The organism is Pseudoalteromonas sp. PAR1 (assembly GCF_947311895.1).
GTDB classification, from domain to species: domain Bacteria; phylum Pseudomonadota; class Gammaproteobacteria; order Enterobacterales; family Alteromonadaceae; genus Pseudoalteromonas; species Pseudoalteromonas lipolytica_C.
In genome coordinates this window covers 37,324-60,436 of sequence record NZ_CAMZMY010000018.1, presented here as the reverse complement: position 1 = coordinate 60,436, position 23,113 = coordinate 37,324, and the positions used below count along the sequence as shown (strand labels likewise).

The 23,113-nt window shown below is 41.9% G+C and carries 17 protein-coding genes; 8 read left to right on the top strand and 9 right to left on the bottom strand.

Annotated features, from left to right (window positions below; translation table 11 throughout):
- Positions 1-59: 59 nt before the first annotated feature.
- Positions 60-296: a hypothetical protein gene (locus tag QL229_RS14910; RefSeq protein ID WP_135926670.1), complete on the bottom strand. Its 237-nt coding sequence runs from the start codon at positions 294-296 to the stop codon at positions 60-62.
- Between the two features lie 134 nt (positions 297-430).
- The gene (locus tag QL229_RS14905) at positions 431-667 is read right to left on the bottom strand and encodes a hypothetical protein (RefSeq protein WP_135926671.1); all 237 of its coding nucleotides are present in this window, start codon (positions 665-667) and stop codon (positions 431-433) included.
- Between the two features lie 363 nt (positions 668-1,030).
- On the opposite strand from QL229_RS14905, the gene QL229_RS14900 reads away from it, so the two are divergent.
- The 4 genes from QL229_RS14900 (at position 1,031) to QL229_RS14885 (ending at position 5,571) form a co-directional block, all read left to right on the top strand.
- On the top strand, positions 1,031-3,469 hold the full coding sequence (locus QL229_RS14900) for a M1 family metallopeptidase (protein ID WP_138558807.1): 2,439 nt from the start codon (positions 1,031-1,033) through the stop codon (positions 3,467-3,469).
- On the top strand, positions 3,469-3,969 hold the full coding sequence (locus QL229_RS14895) for a DUF6702 family protein (protein ID WP_135926673.1): 501 nt from the start codon (positions 3,469-3,471) through the stop codon (positions 3,967-3,969). The genes QL229_RS14900 and QL229_RS14895 overlap by 1 nt, the downstream gene beginning before the upstream one ends.
- A gap of 126 nt (positions 3,970-4,095) precedes the next feature.
- Positions 4,096-4,713, top strand: a complete 618-nt coding sequence (locus QL229_RS14890; RefSeq protein WP_135926674.1) for an HAD family hydrolase — start codon at positions 4,096-4,098, stop codon at positions 4,711-4,713.
- Between the two features lie 132 nt (positions 4,714-4,845).
- Positions 4,846-5,571, top strand: a complete 726-nt coding sequence (locus QL229_RS14885; protein WP_105180590.1) for a YebC/PmpR family DNA-binding transcriptional regulator — start codon at positions 4,846-4,848, stop codon at positions 5,569-5,571.
- A 197-nt stretch (positions 5,572-5,768) separates the two neighbouring features.
- Here QL229_RS14885 and QL229_RS14880 read toward each other — a convergent pair whose 3' ends face one another.
- Positions 5,769-7,946 (bottom strand): malate synthase G, encoded by a 2,178-nt coding sequence (locus QL229_RS14880; protein ID WP_138558806.1) that lies wholly within the window; start codon positions 7,944-7,946, stop codon positions 5,769-5,771.
- Between the two features lie 226 nt (positions 7,947-8,172).
- Here QL229_RS14880 and QL229_RS14875 point away from each other — a divergent pair, with 226 nt between their 5' ends.
- Positions 8,173-9,774, top strand: coding sequence for an isocitrate lyase (locus QL229_RS14875; RefSeq protein ID WP_054563156.1), 1,602 nt, complete (start codon positions 8,173-8,175; stop codon positions 9,772-9,774).
- A 949-nt stretch (positions 9,775-10,723) separates the two neighbouring features.
- On the opposite strand, the gene QL229_RS14870 is transcribed toward QL229_RS14875, so the two are convergent.
- Positions 10,724-12,745 carry a S9 family peptidase gene (locus QL229_RS14870; RefSeq protein WP_138558417.1) on the bottom strand — a complete coding sequence of 674 codons (2,022 nt, stop codon included), beginning with the start codon at positions 12,743-12,745 and terminating at the stop codon, positions 10,724-10,726.
- 162 nt (positions 12,746-12,907) lie between these two features.
- Between QL229_RS14870 and QL229_RS14865 the strand changes: the two genes are divergently transcribed.
- The gene (locus QL229_RS14865; RefSeq protein WP_055021764.1) at positions 12,908-13,285 is read left to right on the top strand and encodes a VOC family protein; all 378 of its coding nucleotides are present in this window, start codon (positions 12,908-12,910) and stop codon (positions 13,283-13,285) included.
- Between the two features lie 449 nt (positions 13,286-13,734).
- Positions 13,735-14,715: a WD40 repeat domain-containing protein gene (locus QL229_RS14860; RefSeq protein ID WP_171040452.1), complete on the top strand. Its 981-nt coding sequence runs from the start codon at positions 13,735-13,737 to the stop codon at positions 14,713-14,715.
- Between the two features lie 49 nt (positions 14,716-14,764).
- Here the strand turns inward: QL229_RS14860 and QL229_RS14855 are convergent, their stop codons facing one another.
- From QL229_RS14855 to QL229_RS14835, 5 genes are read right to left on the bottom strand one after another with little or no spacing between them, the layout of a single operon-like run.
- Complete coding sequence (locus tag QL229_RS14855; protein ID WP_138558415.1) at positions 14,765-15,622, bottom strand: aminotransferase class IV; 858 nt, start codon at positions 15,620-15,622, stop codon at positions 14,765-14,767.
- Positions 15,623-15,624: 2 nt separating this feature from the next.
- Complete coding sequence (locus QL229_RS14850) at positions 15,625-16,488, bottom strand: glutamate cyclase domain-containing protein (RefSeq protein ID WP_138558414.1); 864 nt, start codon at positions 16,486-16,488, stop codon at positions 15,625-15,627.
- Positions 16,473-17,204, bottom strand: a complete 732-nt coding sequence (locus QL229_RS14845) for a 5-oxoprolinase subunit PxpA (RefSeq protein ID WP_138558422.1) — start codon at positions 17,202-17,204, stop codon at positions 16,473-16,475. Before QL229_RS14845 ends, QL229_RS14850 begins: the two co-directional genes overlap by 16 nt.
- Before the next feature lie 7 nt (positions 17,205-17,211).
- A complete protein-coding gene (locus QL229_RS14840; RefSeq protein ID WP_135926682.1) occupies positions 17,212-18,009 on the bottom strand; it encodes a putative hydro-lyase in 798 nt (265 codons plus the stop codon).
- 48 nt (positions 18,010-18,057) lie between these two features.
- Positions 18,058-19,866, bottom strand: coding sequence for a glycoside hydrolase family 3 protein (locus QL229_RS14835; RefSeq protein ID WP_281547131.1), 1,809 nt, complete (start codon positions 19,864-19,866; stop codon positions 18,058-18,060).
- 350 nt (positions 19,867-20,216) lie between these two features.
- Between QL229_RS14835 and QL229_RS14830 the strand changes: the two genes are divergently transcribed.
- Positions 20,217-23,090, top strand: a complete 2,874-nt coding sequence (locus QL229_RS14830) for an FAD-binding and (Fe-S)-binding domain-containing protein (protein ID WP_281547124.1) — start codon at positions 20,217-20,219, stop codon at positions 23,088-23,090.
- Positions 23,091-23,113: the final 23 nt, after the last annotated feature.

Here is a 23,113-nt window from a genome sequence, read left to right as displayed (position 1 = left end):
TATTATTTATTAAGAGCGTCAATATACCTAAGCTGAGCCAAGATGCCCAGCCTGGCTTGCTAACTTAAGCTATACCAGGCAAATACAACCATAGGTAACGCCAGTAGAGCCATAATTAATGGTACTTTAAGCGCTTTAGTTTGCTTTGCTTGTAATATTTTAAGTGCATTACTTTCATTACAAGCTGCTACTTTATCAATATAAAAATACCCTGAATCTAGGTACTGTTTACAATTTTGTTCGTCCGCTGGAATTGCAATTAGTTCTTGTTGTTTTTTTAGGATATAAAAATCCATACGCTCACCGAATTCTATGCTGATTACCAAAACATTTTGAGGCGCAATTACGAACTACGCAGACCCCAAAATCAAAAAAGTGGGCGATTTTAAATATAAATGGCAGTAAATTTCAATAGAAAATGCCATAAAATTTAATTTATTGCGAAAATAAATATAACAAAGGATAAAATTATGAAGGCAGTTGGGTAAATCAGCCATTTTTTTGGCCTTTTTATCACCGGGTTTGTGCGCGATAATGCATCTGACTCATCACAGGCGGCAATCACTTCTACAAATTCAAAACCACGATTTTCGTACTCGTTAAGAATTGCTTCTTGAGCTGGAATGGCTGCTAAACGAGAGTCTTTCTTTACAATATAAAACTTCATCTAATCACCCTTCATTTTTAAGCTTATGTGCAAAATTTGACGGTATCTTTATTACACTTCAGTCACACTATTTTATGCATTTAACAGACCATTTAATCTTTCTTTAGATAGTTAAACTAGTTAAACAAAAACCTTTATATTTAACATTAATACTTTGGCATGAATTTGTGCTGAACTAAAATTGAGCAAGTGTAATGTAAACCCCCTTTACACTTGTACTTAAAAGGCTATTTGGCAGGACAAAAATAAATAGTTTTAAAAGTATGAATACTACCTGAAAAATACCGCACTTTATCGTTATTTTATTGCAACTTTGTTAGCAGTTTGAGAAGGTACGCTCACGCAAAATTTACAGGATTAACAATGAAAAAAGCAGTTCTAACGCTGAGTGCTTTGGTATTGCCTTTAGCTGTATCGTCTACGGTTATGGCATCATCAGTTGAGCAAACAAAAGGTTCATTTGTTGACAAGTTTCGTCAACTGGATGAAGCACTCCCAACTCCCAATGTTTATCGTAGTGCCGCTGGAGCACCTGCAGAAAATTACTGGCAGCAACAAGTTAACTACGACATCGACGTAAAGCTTGATGAGAAAAAACGTCGTTTAACGGCAAGTCAGAAAATTGAGTACAAAAATAATTCACCTCATACATTAAAGTATCTTTGGTTACAGTTAGACCAAAATATCTTTAAATCTGACTCAATTGCAGAAATGACATCAACCTTCAATGGTAAAACACTGCAAGGTGACCCTCAGCCAAAAGCGACAAAACTGAGCTTAGGTCAGTTACGTCGTCAGCAGTTTATGGCTGACAATGAGCTGGGCTATCAAATCGCCAATGTTAAAGACGAAGACGGAAAAGAGCTTAAAGTAACTGTGGTTGATACCTTAATGCGTATTGATCTAAATGAGCCACTTAAACCGGGTAAAGACGTTGAGTTCAGCATGGACTTCGCCTTTAACATTGTTGAAGAAGATGCCGTGGGTGCTCGTTCAGGTTATGAGCACTTTGAAGAAGATGGTAATGATATCTTTTTGCTAGCACAGTGGTTCCCGCGTCTTGCTGCATACACAGACTACGAAGCATGGACAAACAAAGCATTCTTAGGAAGTGGTGAATTTACGCTTGAATTTGGTAACTACGATGTAGAGATCACCGTGCCAGCTGATCACATTGTATCTGCAACCGGTAAACTTGATAATGCTCGTAATGTACTGACTAGCACGCAGCGTAAACGTTTAGAAGAAGCTGAAAACGCTAAACGACCTGTTTTCATCGTGACTGAAGAAGAAGCGCTAGAAAACGAAAAAGAAGGCACTGATAAAACGAAAACATGGCATTTCAAAGCTGAAAATGTTCGTGACTTTGCATGGGCTTCTTCACGTAAATTTATGTGGGATGCTAAAGGCTATCATCAAGGTGGTAACGATCAGCCGTTAGTGATGGCGATGTCTTTCTACCCGAAAGAAGGTGGCGACCTTTGGAAGAAGTATTCAACTGAAGCTGTCGTTCATACAATGGAAGTGTATTCGCGCTTCTCATTTGATTACCCTTACCCTGTTGCTCAGTCTGTAAATGGCCCTGTAGGTGGTATGGAGTACCCAATGATCACCTTTAATGGTCCGCGCACTGACCTACAAGACGATGGTACTCGTACATACTCACAAGCTGAAAAGCGCTTCTTAATTGGCGTTGTAATCCACGAAGTTGGTCATATTTACTTCCCTATGGTCGTTAACTCTGATGAACGTCAGTGGACGTGGATGGATGAAGGTTTAAATAGTTTCTTAGATGGAGTTGCTGGTCGTGAATGGGACCACACAATTCCGTGGGGAGTTGAGCCTCGCGATATCGTTGAGTATATGAAGTCAGAAAACCAAGTACCGGTGATGACTCAGTCAGACAGCGTATTGCGTTTAGGCCCAAATGCTTACACTAAGCCTGCGGCGGCACTTAACATTTTACGTGAAGTGATCCTTGGCCGTGAGTTATTCGACTTTGCATTTAAAGAATATGCACAGCGTTGGAAGTACAAACGCCCTACTCCGGCTGATTTTTTTCGTACTATGGAAGAAGCGTCTGGTGTTGATTTAGATTGGTTCTGGCGTGGCTGGTTCTACACCACAGATCACGTTGATATCTCGCTAGATAAAGTTTACCAACTACGTCTAGATACGAAAAACCCTGATATCGACTTTAATCGTTTACGCGATATCGAAGCTGATAAGCCAATGCCGTTATTCGTAAAACGTAATAAAGAAGAAGGTAAAAAACTGTGGGTTGAAGAAAATCCAGATGTAACTGACTTCTATGACGAAAATGACCGCTTCACGGTAACTAATAAAGAGCGCAACGCGTATAACAAATTCCTAAAAGGCTTAGAACCTTGGGAACGTAAAACGTTTGAGCGTGCAATCAAAGAAGATAAAAACTACTACGTACTTGAGTTCTCAAACTTAGGTGGTTTAGTAATGCCTATCTTATTAGAGCTTACTTATGAAGATGGTACGAAAGAAGAGCAGTACATTCCTGCTGAAATCTGGCGTCGTAATCACAAGCATGTTCAAAAGCTCATTGTCACTGATAAGGGTAAAAATCTAGTGTCTGTTACAGTTGACCCGCGTTGGGAAACTGCGGATGTTGATGTAGAAAACAATAACTATCCGCGTCGTATTATTCCATCACGTATTGAAGTGTACAAACGTGAGAAGAGTAAAGCGAAAGTTAGCCGCGATATCATGCAAGATATTAAAACTGAGCTGAAAAAGGACGACGAAAAAGATGCTGAGGAGCAACAATAATGCGCTTAATCGCCATTATTTTTGCTTTATTACTGAGTGCGCCAACTATGGCGCACCAGTTAAAAGCATCTGTAACAACGGTACTTTTTAATAAACGCACTAATAATATTGAGCTAATGCATCGCTTTTATTTACACGATACTGAGCATGCGGTAGAGCACTTATTTGACGGTCATGCTGATATTTTAAGTAATAAAGACGACCAAAAGCGTTTTGCTGATTATGTTGAGTCACATATTGCCCTACAAACTTTAGATGGTAAGCCGCTTGAGCTTAAAGATGTGGGTGCGCAAGTTGATGGTAAATTCTTTTGGGTTTATCAAGAAGTCACGATCCCTGAGGGAATTCATGGTATTCGAATGAGCAACGGAGCATTACGTGACCTGTGGCCAGCACAAGTTAATATGGTAAACATTGAAGGCAAAGGTAAAGTTAAAACTCTTACGTTTAGTCAAGATGACACTTGGCTTGAGGCAAGGTTTGAGCCTGTTGAACCATAATTTTCTTATACTAAAGGATTAAAAAAGTTACTTTTTTAATCCTTTGATCCTTTAATTAACTGATTTCGTAAACTATCTTATTAGTGGGCACCAAAACTTTCCCAATTCTCATATACAGGGATTTATATGACTATCCATGACAACAATATACGCGGTGTAATCTTCGACTTAGATGGTACCTTGGTTTCTTCTGAACTTGATTTTTCATTAATCAAAGCGCAGGTTGGTTGTCCTGTAGAAAAAGACTTACTCGCTTATATCGCTTCTTTACCTTCACCTTATATGCGTGAAGAAGCGATGAACATAGTACATCAGCATGAATTGTTAGATGCCCAGCACTCACATTTACTTCCTGGTGTTGCAGATGCCATCACACGGTTAAAAGAAAATAATATCCCAATGGCAATTGTTACTCGAAACTATGACCGTGCTGCTGCCATTAAATTAAAGAATAACCCTTTACCTATAGAAACAGTGTTAACTCGCTCTGATGCGCCTGCTAAGCCCGATCCAAGCGCCTTGAATGCTATTGCGACATTATGGGAGCTTGATCAGTCTGAGCTACTTTATGTTGGTGATTACTTATTTGATATTCAAGCTGCCCATAATGCAAATATGCGTGCTTGTTTGTACGCTCCGGATGAAATTCCTGAATACGCAAATCAGGCTGACTACGTACTGCATCACTTTTCAGACTTACCTAAATTGGTTGGCTCATTTCAAGAAAATAAGATGTTATGTTAAATAGCCTTGTTTTTTATTTTTCCTGAGATTTATTGTTAGTTTTTTATTTTTCAAAATGCCCTAGTACTAGCCCAAGCGTTCATGAGTTGCTAAAATATCGGCAATTATCAAATGTATTCATAGAGGCATAAGATGGGCAGAGCATTTGAAGTCCGCAAAAACGCCATGGCTAAAACAGCCAATGCAAAAACTAAAGTAAATTCTAAGTACGGTAAAGAAATCTACGTTGTTGCTAAAAATGGCGAACCTGATCCAGAAGTTAACCAAGCGCTAAAGCGTATTATTGAGCGTGCGAAACGAGACCAAGTACCAGCACACGTAATCGATAACGCAATTAAAAAAGCGGCCGGTGGGGCAGGGGAAGACTATTCTCCAGCACGTTATGAAGGCTACGGCCCTGGTAACTGTATGGTTATTGTTGACTGTTTAACTGATAACCCTAACCGTACTATCAAAGATGTACGTTTACCGTTTACAAAAACAGATTCAAAAATTGGTACACCGGGTTGTGTAGCGCATATGTTCGACCACTTAGCTGTTTTAGGCTTTGCCGGTGATGACGACGAAGTGGTACTAGAAGCGCTAATGATGGCTGATGTAGACGTAACAGATGTAGAAGTAGAAGATGGCAAAGTGTCAGTATTCGCTCCTCACACAGAGTACTACAAAGCAAAAACAGCACTTGAAGAAGCATTTGAAGGTATTAACTTTGAAGTAGACGAGATCACGTTTGTTCCACAAGTTCATACAGACATCACAGATCCAGATGATATCGCAAACTTTGAAAAGTTTATTTCTATGCTAGATGACTGTGATGACGTGCAAAACGTTTATCACAATGCGATTGTCAAAAACTAATTTTAAAAAAATTAGTACGTATTAGTACGTAAAAAGGGGCATTTGGTAACAAATGCCCCTTTTTTAATAGATTTTTATTATGCCATGAATGATGAGTATTCACTGTCGTTATGAGTTCAATTGATATTAGTCAAAAAAAAGCAGCCCTTAGGCTGCTATGAACGACACATGAAACTCGAAGGAGAGTTGTGTAGTGGCTAATTTAACGACTTATATTTTATACGGAACGCATGCAATAATGGTTCAGTATATCCACTAGGTTGTTTAACTCCCTCTAAAACAAGGGCTAACGCTGCTTGATAAGCAACGCTTTGCGCTAAGGTTTCGGCTGAATCAGCCATATTTTTGTAAGCAGGATCACCTTCATTTTGGCCATCAACGACTTTCGCCATGCGTGCCATGGTTTTTCTAATTTGCTCTTCAGAACAAACACCATGATACAGCCAGTTGGCCATGTGTTGGCTTGAAATACGCAGTGTGGCACGGTCTTCCATTAAGCCAACATGGTTGATGTCTGGTACTTTTGAGCAGCCAATACCTTGGTCAATCCAACGCACAACATAACCTAAAATACCCTGTGCATTGTTATCAAGTTCGGCTTGAATATCTTCTTTGCTTAAGCTGCTGGCATCTTTCATAAGCGGTGGAGTGAGTAAGCTGGTAAGGCTTGCTTCTTTACGGTCCATAAGCGCTTTTTGGCAAGCAAATACATCAATATCGTGATAATGCATTGCATGCAGCGTTGCAGCAGTAGGAGAGGGCACCCATGCGGTATTTGCACCACTTTTCGGGTGACCACTTTTTTGTTCCATCATTAACGCCATTTTATCTGGCATTGGCCACATACCTTTACCAATTTGTGCTTTACCACTGAGACCTGTAGCTAAGCCAATATCAACGTTGCGGTCTTCGTATGCGCTGATCCAAGGCTCAAGTTTAATAGCGCCTTTTGGCAATACTACACCTGCTTGCATTGAAGTATGAATTTCGTCACCAGTACGGTCTAAGAAACCGGTATTGATGAATACAACACGGTTTTTAGCCTCGAAAATACAGGCTTTTAAGTTAGCTGAAGTGCGGCGTTCTTCGTCCATAATACCCATTTTAATGGTGTTTGCAGGCAAGCCTAGCAGCTGCTCAACGCGGGTAAATAGGGTATAAGTGAATGCTACTTCTTCTGGGCCATGCATTTTTGGTTTAACAATGTTAATGCTATTAGCCGTTGAATTTTTAAGGGTGCTGGTGCCTTTTAAATCATGAAGCGCTGCGGTGCTGGTGATAATGGCATCCATAATGCCTTCAAACACGTCATTGCCTTCACTATCTTGGATAGCTGGATTTGTCATTAAATGGCCAACGTTACGCACAAACATCATGCTACGGCCTTTAAGCGTGATTGTTTCGCCATTTACACCTTGATATTGGCGGTCTTGTGCTAAACGGCGCTCAATGGTTTTGCCATCTTTGTTAAATGCTTCTACTAGGTTTCCTTGCATTAAACCAAGCCAGTTTTGATAAACGTTTACTTTGTCTTCGGCATCAACGGCAGCAACGGAATCTTCACAGTCCATAATCGTTGTGAGAGCTGCTTCAAGTAGTACATCTTTTAGGCCTGCTTTATCTGCTTGGCCTATTGGATGATGATGGTCGATTTGCAGTTCTATATGTAAGCCATTATTTTTCAATAAGATAGCGCTTGGATTTTGCGCTTCACCTTGGTAACCAATAAGTTGTTCAGGGTTAGCTAGGCGAACCTGACTGCTGTCACGTAATGTGATTAAAAGCTCATTATTTACCACTGCATAGCTGGTGCTTTCGATGTGTGAGCCATTTGCTAAAGGCAATGCTTTATCGAGGAACTGGCGGGCATAAGCCATTACTTTAAAGCCACGTACAGGGTTGTATGTAGAGCCTTTCTCTGCGCCGTCATCTTCACTCAATACATCAGTGCCGTATAGCGCATCATACAAAGAGCCCCAGCGAGCATTCGCTGCGTTTAGAGCAAAGCGTGCATTGCTTACTGGCACAACGAGCTGCGGCCCAGCTGTACTTGCGATTTCAGGCTCTACTTGCTCTGTTTCTATGCTGAAACTAGCTGGCTCAGGAACGAGGTAGCCAATGTCTTCAAGGAATGCTTGATAGTTAGTTGCATCCCATACCGGCTGCTGCTTATGGTAGTCATCAATCTTAGCTTGTAGTTGTTCGCGTTTTTCTAAAAGCGCGCGATTGATTGGCGTTAATTCATTGACGATATCAGCAAAACCTTGCCAAAAAGTATCTGTGCTAATGCCTGTTCCTGGTAGAAGTTGCTGTTCAACAAACTGTGCAAGTTGTTGATCAACGCTTAAACCGTTAAGTGAGAGAGTGGTCATAATAATGTCCTTTAAACGAGCGTAATTTGATCATTCATGGTTCAACCATATCGTAAAAAAGGCTAATAAGCAGGCTATTTGCCATTCACTAAAAATATAGTGGCAATAACAACTATAAATTTACTAAATCCAAAAAATCCGCCTAATGTTGAATTAAGCGCTACGAAGCAAACGCCAGTAGCCACTCTCACTAACAAAAAATAGATAACCCGTTCGAAGGACTTTTATTATGACAACATATCAACGCGAAACCGATAACCTAGCTACTTTATGTCAAACACAAGGCAAAACGTGGCAGTCAATCAACCCTGAATACGCAAGCCGTATGCGCTTACAAAACCGTTTTCGTACGGGTCTAGACATTGCTCAATACACTGCAGACATTATGCGTGCAGACATGGCAGCCTACGATGCTGACCACAGCCAATACACACAATCATTAGGTTGTTGGCATGGTTTCACTGCACAGCAAATGATGATGGCAATTAAACGTCATAACAAAACAACCAAACGCAGCTATGTATACCTAAGTGGCTGGATGGTTGCGGCACTTCGCTCTGAGTTTGGTCCATTACCTGACCAAAGTATGCATGAAAAAACATCTGTTCCAGCGCTAATCGAAGAAATCTACACTTTCTTAAAGCAAGCTGATGCACGTGAACTTGACCACCTTTACAAAGACCTAGACGAAGCGAAAGCAAACGGCGGTGATGTTCAAGCAGTACTAAATAAAATCGATAACTTCGAAAGCCATGTTGTGCCAATTATTGCTGATATCGATGCGGGTTTCGGTAACGAAGAAGCAACTTACCTACTGGCTAAAAAGATGATTGAAGCGGGTGCATGTGCTATCCAAATCGAGAACCAAGTATCTGACGCAAAACAATGTGGTCACCAAGCAGGTAAAGTAACTGTACCGCATGAAGATTTCTTAGCAAAAATTAACGCTGTTCGTTACGCATTCTTAGAACTTGGTATTGATAACGGTATTATCGTTGCTCGTACTGACTCATTAGGTGCAAGCCTTACTCAAAAAGTGCCTGTATCTAAAACACCTGGCGACCTTGCTAGCCAATACACGTCGTTCCTTGAAACAACACCAGTAAACAGTGTTGATGACTTAAACGAGGGCGACACAGCAATGAAGCTTAATGGCCAGCTTTGCAAACCAACACGTTTAGATAATGGTTTATACCAGTTCCGTGAAGGCACAGAGAAAGACCGCGTAGTTCTAGACTGTGTAACTAGCTTACAATCAGGCGCCGACTTACTGTGGATTGAAACAGAAAAACCAAACGTTAAACAAATCGCTGAGCTTGTTAACCGCGTTAAAGAGCAAGTACCTAATGCTAAGCTGGTATACAACAACTCTCCGTCGTTCAACTGGACACTTAAATTCCGTGAGCAAGTATATGCTGAGTGGCAAGAGCAAGGTAAAGACTTATCAGCTTACCCAAGCATCGATGACAATAAGGCATTAATGGCACCAGAAATGGATGACACAGAGCTTGCGGCGGCAGCAGACGTACTTGTGCAAAACTTCCAAAAAGATGGTGCACGTGAAGCGGGTATCTTCCACCACTTAATCACGCTACCAACTTACCATACAGCGGCGCTAAGCACTGATATTCTATCAGAAGGCTATTTCGGCGACCTAGGCATGCTAGCGTATGTTCGCGACGTACAACGTCAAGAAATTCGCCGTGAGCAAGCATCAGTGAAACACCAAGACCTAGCAGGTTCTAACATTGGTGATACTCATAAAGAGTACTTCTCTGGTGAAAATGCGCTTAAAGCCGGTGGTGAAGCAAATACTATGAACCAGTTCTAACCAAGTTGTAAAATGTAATATTGCTTTATAGCTATTCAATAATGTTGTTAGGGGCCTTCGGGCCCTTTTTCATTTGTAGCTATCAGCTTTCAGCCGTCAGCCATCAGACTCGTATCTCTCACCTCGCATCTCGCATCTCGCATCTCTCACTTCGCATCTCGCATCTCGGATCACTCTTTAACTAAGTCTTGGATCAGCTATTTACTAGCTTTATAAAAATACAGATCACGCATTTACCAGCCTAAAAATTTTAGATCAGGATTTAACTAGCTCCGCCTTATAAGCCTTAATTTAGGGGTTGTTGCCTTATTACTGCCTCTAGAATCGCTAAAATTGGCTCATATAAACGGCAATATACTGCTGTTTTGTAAGCTCTATCGATTTATAAACCGAATTTTTATCAACTCACGTCATTGATAAACCGATTTTTTACCAACTCAATATTCTCATAAACCAAAATTTTACTAACTGAAGCTAGGTTTTTAGCGGCACAAACCGATTTTTTACTAACTCAAGTTACTGATTTTGTCTATAAACCGATTTTTTACCAACTGCTTTTGGATTAATGTCCGATATTTAAAAAAGGTATGTAAGGAGTTACTCACATTTTGACTGTAAAGGGGGTTTACAAGGGGAAGCTGGAAAGGAGAAAGTTAGCAAGAGTAAAGTTAGCAAGGGGAAAGTTAGCAAGGGGAAAGTTAGCAAGAGGAAAGTTAGCAAGAGGAAAGTTAGCAAGAGGAAAGTTAGCAAGAGGAAAGTTAGCAAGTAGCAGCGGGTTTACCCCGCGTTATGGTTTTATTAAATGACGCGGCATAAAGCCGCTGCTACAGGTAAGTGTGAAACTATTTTATGTTTTGGGTATGGTGCGGCATAAAGCCGCGCCTAAACTATTGCTCGCAACTCGCAACTCGCAACTCGCAACTCGCAACTCGCAACTCGCAACTCGCCACTACTTACTATGTTTATCAAACCACCATTGAATATACGCGACTTTACTCATCAGGTTTGATGGGCGAGCGGTAATACCATGTGAGGCATTAGGAATACGCACCATCGCTGTATCAACGCCTTGTAGCTTTAAGGCTTGGTAAAATTGCTCGGTTTCAGAAATCGGCGTGCGATAGTCTGATTCACCGGTTAACAGCATAGTGGGTGTTTTTACATTGCCCACATAGCTAATAGGTGAGCGCTTCATGTAATGCTCAATATTGTCCCATGGCTTACCAGGGAACCAATAATCAGCAAAGAAAGGGTAGAAATCAGCAGTTAGTACAAAGCTGATCCAATTGATAACAGGTTTAGCAACAACAGCTGCTGCAAAGCGGTCTGTATGACCCACAATCCAAGCTGTTAATACCCCGCCACCTGAACCGCCGGTAACAAACAGTTTGCTTTCATCAATAAAGCCCTTAGCGATGACAGCATCTACACCTGTCATCAAGTCATCAAAGTCATTACTTGGGTAGTTATGATGAATTGTTTGCGCAAACTCTTTACCGTATGAGTCACTGCCGCGTGGGTTCATATAAAGTACAACATTACCTTTGGCTGCGTATAATTGCACTTCAGGGCTGAAATGAGGGCCATAGTTTGCAACTGGACCACCGTGGATCTCTAAAACAAGCGGGTACTTTTTGTTTTTGTCAAAGCCCGGTGGGTATGCAATCCACCCCTGGATTGCTAAGCCGTCATGGCTTGATTTAACCCAAATTTCTTCAACCTTAGCCAGCTCTTTGTCACCCAGCGCATCTTCGTTTAATTGTGTTAAACGCGCGGTTTTACCGCGCTTAATTAATGCTACATCAGCTGGGCGCTGTGTATCTGCGAGTGTGAATGCAACTTCACCATCTTCGCTCACATCAAAATCACCACCTGAATACGGGCGACCAAAGGCGACACTACCAATTTTGTCGGTAATTACTTTATGTTTACCACTACGCGGTTGGTAAGCTAGATGTGTTTTACCTTCGCTATCGTAGCTAAAATAAAGACCACTGCCGCTATCATCCCATTTTATATCTTCGACACTACGATCTAAATCTGCTGTGAGTACCGAGGTTTTTCCTGATTTCAAATCTAGTAAATAAATGTCGTTGTTTTCATAGTTAGTTTTTTTGTCATCATAGCCTGTATAAGCAAGATAACGACCATTAGGTGACACTTTTGGGCGTGAATCTGGGCCTTTACGGTCTGTTATTTGGGTAATTGAACGATCCGCTAAGCTAAGTTTATAGATTTCAGATTCAGTTGGGTGTAATTCATTATCTTCATAACGATTAGCCGAAAAATAAAACGCATCGCCTTTTTCGTTAAAGCTAATAGCACCACCATGATCAAAATCACCAGAGCTTAATTGACGTGCATTGCCGCCCGTTGCACTGATGATAAAAAAGTGACGATAACCTTTTTCAGAGTAGCCACCGCCATCGGCACGGTAATAGGTATCGTCAATATATTTAGCTGGCTCTGCCCACCTAGCGCCTTCAGGCTTACCCGGTAAAGAAACTGGGCTTGCTGATTTTGCAGGCACAAACTGGCTAAACACCAATTGTTTGCCATCTGGCGTCCAAGTTAATCCGCCGGGGCTTTGCGTTAGGTTACTAATTTTTGCTACGTTACCGGTTTTTAACCATTTCACATAGATTTGGCTACTGCCATCACGGGTAGAAATAAACGCTAAACGCGTTTCGTCTGGTGACAGCACCGGTGAGTAATCCATATGCACGCCAGACGTTAGCGGCAGCATGGTTTTACCATCTGGGTTTACTGACCAAATATTACTGACTTTACGGTCGCTTTTGATATCCATGCGATTACGCACAAAGTAAATTGTATCGCCATTTTTTGTCATTTCTATTTGGTTGGCGTATTCAAGATCAAAAACATTTTCAAGTTGAAAGGTATTGCTAGCTCCTGCATGGCTGTAAAAGCTAGCTGCTGCAAGCAGTGCTAAAGACGTTTTAAACTTCATTTTATTTCCTTGTTAGTGAGCAGAAATTAGGGCGTGTTAACCTGTTATAAAGTAACAACCATCAGAAATATAGTCCATTGCGATGAATGGAGAAATCAATAGACAGATGGTCATTTCCCTTTTATGTTGAGTACAGACACTTTTAAACGTAAGGAGAACACAATGATAGGTTACACCATGTTAGGTACTAACAACCTAGCTAAAGCAGTAAAGTATTACGATGAATTGTTCGCCACTCTAAACGCCGAGCGCTTTTTAGAAACTGACCGCTTTGTCGCATGGAGTACAGGTCAAGATAAGCCCGGTTTTGCGGTTACCAAACCTTATAACGATGAAAAAGCCACTGTAGGTAACGGCACCATGATTGCTCTGGCAGTCGAAACCCCAGCTCAAGTAGACGCCTTTTATAAAAAAGCCATAGAATTAGGTGGCACAGACGAAGGAGCCCCCGGCCCACGCGAAATGCCCGGCTTTTATGCGGGGTACTTCAGAGACCTAGACGGTAACAAACTTAATGTGTTTTGTTTTACGCATGGGTAAGGGGAGTGAGCTGTCAGCTTTCAGCCGTCAGCTATCAGATTGAAAGTTAATAGGGGCTAGGCTCTAGGAAACAGGGCCTAGCTTATGTAGCTTTATGCTGCGTAACTCTTAACTTTACTTTGCGCTATGCTTACATGGCACGCCAGTAACATCGCATAACTACCGGCTCTTCGCGCGAAATAAATTTCATGCCTACAAAAATCGTGGGGTTATCTTAAGCTGTTATTAGGAAACTGTTGTTCGGCGCTAAAGCACCTCCTACCTCACATCTCTTACATCGCATTTCGTTACTCGTTCTATCTAACAACTAACGACTTAAATCTATCGACTCTGACGGCTGACGGCTGACGGCTGACGGCTGAAAGCTGATGGCTAGATCCCCTACCAACTTCCGCTTATTTTCATTACACTGCTCCAATATAAAATAATTATAAAAATTGAGAATGATCATGACGTCGAAACTTTTTAAACCTCTTGCTTGTGTATTTGCACTGAGCCTTGTGGGCTGTGGTGGAGGTGAGGTGTTTACTGCCCCTGCTAGTAGTGAATTTGCCCATGGCAATGAGCTACTAAGTGCCACGGCGCTAACCGAGGATGCGAGTCACGCGTTAGTGGCAAGCCAATCTGAGGTGTGCGTTTGGGATAATCAGTTAAAAGCGCGTCTATATGATTGTATAACAGGGCAGGGCGCTGAACATGTTGAGCTGGCAGGCTTTAGCGCTAACAAATCTCTTTTTTTCATTTCAAATCGGTTATCGGTGACTTTATACGATACTCGCACAGGGCGTAGTATTGGCACTTGGCTCACCGGACAAGAAATCGCTAGAGACATCGCTATTTCAGCCGTAGGCGATACGTTGGTTATTGCTTATCGTAGCGGCAAGGCTGAGGTAATAAATACCTGTACAGGTGATACTAAGCGTTTTGATATTCATCGTTTAGATATTAATAGCGTGGCGTTATCGGCCGATGGTCAGTGGGCGTTTACCGGCTCAAGCGACAAGTACGTTAAGCTTTGGTCAACGAGCGATGGCAGCACTCGCTTTGAAGAGCGTTTAGCGACTAGAGTGAATCACGTTACGTTAAATAAAACAGCGAGCTTGGGCTTTGCAATTGACTCGGTGGATGATCGTGTATTTTTTGATTTAGCCAATAAAAAAGAGCTATCTGAAGTGTCCTCATACTCTAACTTTATTGAATTCACTGCATCGCAATTTATTAATCAAGATAAATGGCTATTAACGGGCTCACCAAAAATGAAGATGCGTTTATATCGCGTTGCAGATGGTGAACTCATTGCTGAATACGAAGCTAAACAACAGCGCCAACGTACGTCAGTACTGAGTGTGGCTTACGATAGTAAGCAGTTGTATTCCGAAACCAGTGACGGCCTATTGCAAGCTTGGCCTTATAAACCAAATAAAAGCTAAAACAAAAACGCCTACTTTATGTAGGCGTTTGTTTTAAATTACGATTAAATTAGTAATCAAACTTATGCTTGGTAAACAAGCTTTGTACTTGTTGCCAAACTGCGCCAGGTTTGCCATCGCCAACTAACTTACCATTAACTTTTACGACTGGGCCAACTTCTTTAGTGGCGCTGGTGATCCATACTTCGTCGGCATCAAGTAACTCATCTTTACTAACAATGCGCTCTTGCACTTTAAAGTCACTGTGGCTGTGTAGAATGTTGATTATTAACCAGCGGGTTATTCCCGGTAAAATTTGGTTATCAAGAGGTGGAGTACTGATCACGCCATCTTTTACGATAAACACATTACTTGAACTTGCTTCGGTAATTTCTTCTAAGCGATTAAATAGAATGGTTTCTTTGTTACCCGCTGCTGCACCGTGTTGGTAATGGATCACGTTGCCAAGCAGTGCCGTTGATTTAATATGGCAACGTTGCCAGCGACGGTCTTGCTCAAGCGATACGGTGTAAGTTGTTGCGCTATCTATGTCGCTTTTTGGCTCTGCCGGAATTTCAAAAGCAAACGCAAATACGGTTGGGGTAATATTCGTTGGGTAGCCGTGGGCACGTTTAGTGTCAGCGCCGCGACTAACGTGTAAATAAATCCCTAGGTTATCACCTTGGTTTTTCTCGCATAAATCATTACAGATTTTACGCCACGTATCGGCAGTGTAATCGAGCTTAATTTCAAGCTCATTTAAACCGTTATTCATACGTTCAATATGTGCACCAAAACCAAGCATTTTGCCGTGGTATGATGGGATCACTTCATAAATACCATCGCCAAATAAGAAACCGCGATCCATTGGTGAAATCTTTGCTTCATCAGCGCCAAGGTACTCACCGTTTAGGTATACCGTGCCCATTGTTAAACCTCATTCTCTGTCGTAAAGCCGCCAAGTTGGCGAAGCCGAGTTATTAATTGTTGGCCATGCATCGCGTGCAAGCCGTCTTCGGTGAGCTCATTTTTATGGGTGACGCCATCGACACTACCGCGCTCACTTAGGTAATTTAAAATGTTGAGTGGCTCAATATCAGCCAACAAATCTGTGTTATGCCAGCGACTTAAAAAAGCAATTAGCCCGTATGCCGCCCAGTTAGATACATCAGCAAGTAAAAGCTCATCGCAAGGGGTTATACAAGGAGTAATGTTAAGTGCTTGCATATGCTGTGCAAGGTTACCCATGCCTATTTCGTTACCGCCATCACCAATCGCTATGGTGGGGCAAGGTGCTTCTGTTATAAAAAAATCAAAGCAGCCGCAATGCTCAGAAATATCAATACCGCGCATATTGTAATAACGCTGATGTTTGTTAAGCCCCGGTCGTTCTATTGATAAAACACAATCAGGCTTTAACTGCTCAAGGGCTTTAATGCTAAAGGTGCGGGCATTTTCAATACTGTTAATCGGCAACTCAAAACAGTTAAAATCGTTTTTTAGAGCACTGTAAAGGGGGTTGCCAGTAACCAAAATCGGCTGTTTACCAAGCTTTTCGAGTACTTTGTAAAGTGCTATAGCACCTACCGGGCCGTCGGTTTCGAAGGTATTGTTGACCGCAAAGCCAGTTCCTATCAACACAGTTCCTTGCGCGTGATGAAGAGATTTTGCCGCACGTAAATAGGTGCCAGTCTCTTGCTTGGCGTACAAGTGCTGCATACCACGTGGATTTTGCTCAACCATCATGGTTTCAATGTGTGTGCTGAGCGAGTCGTCGCTTAGGCTTGCTGACATAATGCTTTGATCTCTTGAATTAGCGCAATACCCGCTTCATTATCGCCGTGCACACAGAGGCTGTCGGCATGCAGAGCCAGTTGCTGACCGCTTCGCGTTGTCACTGTGCCATGCTCCAATAGCTGCTTTACTTGTGCGATTAATGCTGATTTATCGTGAACACTGCCTGCAAGAGAGCGTGATACGAGCTTTCCTTCATCAGTGTATTGCCGATCGGCAAACGCCTCTAATATCAGCTCGAGTTCAAGCTCGTTTGCCATGGCTTGATGTTTGGCAGAAAGATTAGTTGCTAAAATCATTAACTTTAATGGCTTAGGATAACTAGCAACAGCACGCATAACGATATTTAAAATACGCTCATCGCTCATCATATCGTTATATAGCGCGCCATGAGGTTTAACATATTCAAGCGTTAAACCATGTACTGCAGCCATCCCATCAATGGCTGCAATTTGATAATAAAGACAATTGCTCAGCTCTTTGTCACTCATTGCCATAGAGCGACGTCCAAATCCCTGTTTATCAGGGTAACTTGGGTGCGCACCAATGGTAACATTATGCTGCTTGGCAAGAGCTAAGGTTGCGGCCATTACATCGGCATCTCCGGCATGAAAACCGCAGGCAATATTAGCCATATCGATATGCGGCATTACTTGCTCGTCGAGGCCCATTTTCCACACTCCAAAGCTTTCGCCAAGGTCGCAATTGAGTTTTATTGTCATATTAAAAGGCTGCCATTTTGCTGTTTGGAATATCGGTGATCAGCATATGCCCTGGGCTGTGGGTTATACAAAAGTCAGGTGCTGCATTGGCAATGGCTATTTGTGGGGTTACACCACAGGCCCAAAATACCGGCACCTCACCTTCACGAATGCTAACCTGATCGCCAAATTCAGGTTTATTAATATCCTTAATCCCAATTGCTGCAGGGTCGCCAAAATGTACTGGAGCGCCATGTACCCCCGGAAAGCGACTACAAATTTGAATCGCCCGAATAGCATCGGCAGGTTTCATCGGACGCATGCTTACTACCATGTTAGCATGAAAAATCCCCGCCTTTTGGCATGCGATATTTGTAAGGTACATAGGTACATTTCTTTGTTCAGTAATGTTACGAATTTCAAGTCCTGCTGCAATAAGTGCTTCTTCAAACGAGAAAGAACAACCAATTAAAAAAGTGACTAAGTCATCACGCCAATACTCGGTAATGTTAGTTACTTCTTTAATCATTTGACCATTTTTGAAAACGCGATAACGTGGTAAGTCACTACGAATATCAATATCTTCCCCAACCGTAGGCATATCGGTTACGCCTGGTAATCGACTTGTTGCAATGATTGGGCAAGCTTTCGGATTTGCCTGACTAAATTGCAAAAAATCAAACGCGTATTGCTTGGGTAAAATGACCAAATTTGCCTGTACGAACCCTGGCGCAAAGCCAGATGTATTTCCGCTGTAGTCGCCCCCTCTCACTATTTTACGAATAGCGGCAGGGGTGGTTAATGATGCATCTTTTTGCATGTGTCTCTCCTTGAAATTAACACTCAACTGATGCTGCTACAATAGCACTCAGTTTAAGCCATTAACAGTTACTGGTAGTTGTCCATTTGCAGAGGCCTTACCCATCAGCACTTTTGCAAGTGCAGTAAACGCAGGGCCAGCAATCTTTTCTTCGGTGTCTATATCAATATTGTAAGCATAAGTGGCAAGAACTGCATCGGCAAATTTGCCAAATTGTGAAATATCGTATGGAGCTCGTAAGCTAACAAAAACAGTTTTCTTGTTCGCTAGCTTAGCTTGCTTTAGTAATGACTCGAGTGCTGCTGATTGATCTGCCTTAGCGATAGCAAATTCAGGGTTATCAGCTAAATCATCCATTCCGCCTACCTCAACAGCACTTTGTTTTGGTGATGCATTTGCAGCAATGATCACATCGGCCTCATTCATTTCTTTTAAGGTCGAAATTGGCTCATAGCCTTGCAAGCTAGTGCAGCTAAAGCTAAGTAGTGTATTAGTGTTATCAAGCAGTGCTTGTTGTAGGGCAAAACATTTGCGCGTATCAGGCATGATGATATGTACTTTTGTACCTGATTTAATGTTCAGTGGCAGTGTGTTGTTCTCGTTTTTTACTTCGGTGATAGCTGCAAGGGCTAACTCAGCCTCTACTTTTCTGTGACTTTGGTCACCCAGTAAAAGCTGTGCTTTTTTGATGGCTGCTTCATCATCAAGCTTTGTTGTGAGCTTAAACTTTTCTTTAAGCTTTAAAATACGTGTTGCAGAAGCTGTGATCTCATCGGCGTTTAAAGTACCGCGCTGAACTTCTTGCTCTAATCGGTCTATAAGAGCTTCAAGTACCTCTAAATCTTTTGGACTTCTGGTTTCGATTGGCATAAGGGCAATATCAACACCCGCAGCGAAGGTATTTACAACCGCTTCGATTGGCTCAAAGAAGTGGCTGATACCAGCCATGTCTAGTGCATCTGTGATCACAACACCTTGATAACCAAGCTCATCACGTAGTAAATCAGTGATGATTTTACGCGACATGGTCGCTGGCTTGATCATGGTTTTCCCTTCTTTACTAACAAAGGTGCTGTCATCAAGGGCTGGGTATTGGATATGCGCAGTCATAATCATACCCGGTTGCTGATTTTTAATTATGTCTTTAAACGGCGGTAAGTCTTGCTGCCAAATGGTCTCTTTGTCATGCATTACTTTTGGCAGGCCAGTATGACTATCGACGTTTGTATCACCATGACCCGGAAAGTGCTTTAACGATGAAATAACGCCATTATTTTCAAACCCTGCCACTTGTGCGCCACCTAGTTTTGCAACCAACCGCGGATCTTCGCCGTAAGAGCGCACGTTAATAACTGGGTTATCTGGGTTCATGTTCACATCAACTGTTGGCGCATAGTTAACATTTACACCAAGTGCCAACAGCTCTTCTGCGATTATACGGGCAGACTCTGTTGCGAAGTGTGTACCGTGTTCTTTATAAGTTGCGCCAATCGACATATTACCGGTAAATGAAGTGCCAACATCACGTGGTATACGAGCTACGCGGCCACCTTCTTGGTCTATTGAAATAAATAGCGGTAAGCCAAGTTCAGACTTTGCAGCAGCTTGTTGTAAGTCGTTATTAAGTTTGATTACTTGGGGCACGGTATCGATATTTTCAGCAAATAAAATAACACCACCAATGTTGTGTTTGCTAATGATATTAGCTAAATCAGCAGGTAAGCGGGTGACTGGCGTTCGACATTTTTGCTCGCCGGTGTCTTGCTCACAGTAATAGCGCAAGTCGAGCATCAGCTTTTGCCCTAACTGTTGTTTTAAAGTTAACGCAGATTCAGCAAATGATGATTGTAATGGCATGAAACACCCTAATCCGATAACCAGTGACGATAGTGCAAACTTATTTAACACAGCAAGCTCCAAAGCTAAACGCTTATTTGATTTTTAGAATAAATTATTCTTGATGTTAATGGGTTTTTAAATATAAATACAGTATTTTTTTGCTACCCTAGCGGTTTTTTTGTCTAACTGCAAAAAGCTAAGTTAGATCACCAAATAGGGCTATTAAGCTTAAATAACCAAGCCTTTATTACTGCAAAGGTGCTAGTGAATTGATAATTTATCAATTTAATTGGTCGCTTTTTAAGGCAAATTAAAGTAATAATATATTCCATAATTATCAGCGCAGATATGGCAGGCCAGGGGGCGAGATGGCTTTTACTCAATTGCACGCATTTAAACAGCAAATTACACCTTTTTTACCAGAGTCAGCATTAATAGAAGATTACTCACGTCGATATGCCTACGGCACTGATGCCAGTTTTTATCGTTTGGTGCCTGAGCTCATCGTATTGGTGAGTAACCAAAATCAAGCAAAGCATGTGATAAGTGCAGCACAACAACATAAGGTGGCTATTACCTTTCGAGCAGCTGGAACCAGTTTGTCAGGGCAAGCAATTACTGACTCAGTATTAGTGTTACTGTGTGATAGCTGGAGTCAATTTGAAGTTTTAGATGATGGTGAAGCTATTCGTCTAGAGCCTGCGATTATAGGAGCGCGAGTAAACCAAATACTGGCACCTTATGGTAAGAAAATAGGCCCTGATCCGGCATCGATTAACAGCTGTAAAGTAGCCGGCATGGCGGCAAATAATTCATCAGGAATGTGTTGTGGGGTGGCACAAAACAGCTACCACACAGTCAAAGATATGACCCTTATTTTTGCTGATGGTACTGTGCTTGATACCGCAGATAGTCAAAGTTGTGAAAAGTTTTTACAAAGTCATGGGGCATGGGTTGATGAGTTAATGAGCCTTGTTGACAGTGTTAAAGAAAATAGCGACTTAAGTGAGCGTATCGCCCATAAATACCGCTTAAAAAACACCACAGGTTATGGTTTAAATGCGTTGCTGGATTTTTCAGATCCAATTGAAATCATTAAGCATTTAATTATTGGTTCTGAAGGAACGCTTGCGTTTATTGCTGATATTACCTATCACACAGTGATTGAGCACGCACACAAACATACCGGTTTCTTTATTTTTGACGATATCAGCAAGGTGTGTGAGCTGGTGCAAAGGCTGAGTGAGTTTGATGTTGCTGCGGTTGAGCTACTAGATAAACGTGCCCTGATGTCGGTGTCTGAGCATGCCATAATGCCAAAAGAAGTGGCCAGCTATCCCGAGCAGTCAGCGGCACTTTTAATTGAGTTAAGAGCAGAGAATACAGATGCCCTTGCGTTACTAACACAAACCACGCAGCAACTTATTGCACAGTTTAGCCAAAACCAATTAGCAGCGATTGATTTTTCTGCTGATAGTGCCCGTAATGCGGCACTTTGGAATATCCGTAAAGGCACCTTTCCTGCTGTCGGTGCTGTGCGCGAAACAGGCACCACCGTAATTATTGAAGATGTTGCCTTCACGCTTGATAAATTAGCACAAGGCGTGAACGCACTTCATCAGCTCTTCATTAAATATGGTTATGATGAAGCCATTATTTTTGGTCATGCTTTAGCGGGTAACTTGCATTTTGTATTCACCCAAGCGTTCGATACACAAGATCAAGTTAATCGTTATGAGCAATTTATGGCCGATGTGGCTAACCTAGTAGCGGTTGAGCTAAAAGGCTCTTTAAAAGCAGAGCATGGCACAGGGCGTAACATGGCACCTTTTGTAGCAACAGAGTGGGGCGATGATGGTTTCGCTGTAATGGTTAAGCTAAAACAGCTATTTGATCAACACAACATTCTTAATCCTGGTGTCATTATTAATCATGATAAAAATGCCCACACTCAGCATTTAAAAGTCATGCCAAAAAGTGATGATATTATCGATACCTGTATCGAATGTGGCTTTTGCGAAGTTGTTTGCCCATCAAAAGGTCTTACCTTAACACCAAGGCAGCGTATTACCTTGTGGCGACACCGCACTGAGCTACACAATCAATTGCTAACAACCGATGATTTAGCGAGTAAGCAGAAATTAAACCAAAAGCTCAGTGTTATCGAGGCTGACTTTAAATATCTTGGTATTGATTCGTGTGCGGCGACGGGACTTTGCGGGCTAAAATGCCCGGTCGGAATAAACACGGGCGAATTTATAAAATCGCTCAGAGCAGAGCAAGCCTCTTCAAGCAAAGTGAAACGGTCATTAGCTCGCTTTGCTAGTCAGCATTTTGCAGTTGTCGCATCTGGCGCTCGATTTGGCTTAAACGTGATGCACGTGCTCGAAAAAGCAATAGGTAGTAATAACCTAAGAAGTCTTAGTAAACCTGCTCATAAGTTGCTTGGTACGCCGTTGTATTACTCGGCTTGGCCAAGAGGGGAGCAACCAATAAATAATAATTCTAAACAACCCCAACAGGCTAAAAAGTTGGTGTATATGCCTAGCTGTGCAACTCGCGTTTTTGCAGCAGATAAACTTGCCGATGATAAACGACCACTGATTGATGTTATGCATTCATTAGCCCAAAAAGCGGGATTTGAGGTTGTAATACCTAAACAAGTAGATTCACTGTGTTGTGGAATGCCATTTGCGAGTAAAGGCTTGAATAAAGAGTTTTTAAATAAAAGTGAGCAGTTACTTACTGAGCTTGAGACGCTTTCAAATAATGGCCAATATCCCATCGTTTTTGATGCCAGCCCTTGTGCGCTCACCACTCTCAATGCCGCGCAAAATTCATCACTCTCAATTTACGAAAGTGCTGATTTTGCAGCCCAGCATTTACTGCCTAATTTGCAAGTAACGCCAGTGAATGAGCCTGTGATGCTGCATGTTACTTGTAGCTCAAAGCGATTAGGTAAAGAGCAAAGCTTAGTGTCGCTTGCCAAGGCATGTAGCAATGAAGTGATTATTCCAGCTGATATTGAGTGTTGTGGTTTTGCCGGAGATAAAGGATTTAACTTGCCAGAGCTAAATAGCAACGCGTTAAAAACCCTTAAACAACACGTGCCAAAAAATTGTAGTCGCGGTGTGTCTAACAGTCGTAGCTGTGAAATTGGTTTAACTGAGCACAGTGGCATTAGTTATCAGTCAATTTTGTATCTACTCGATCAGCAAAGTCATGCAATACCACAGACTTAACTGCTAATTTAATGGGCTAGTCT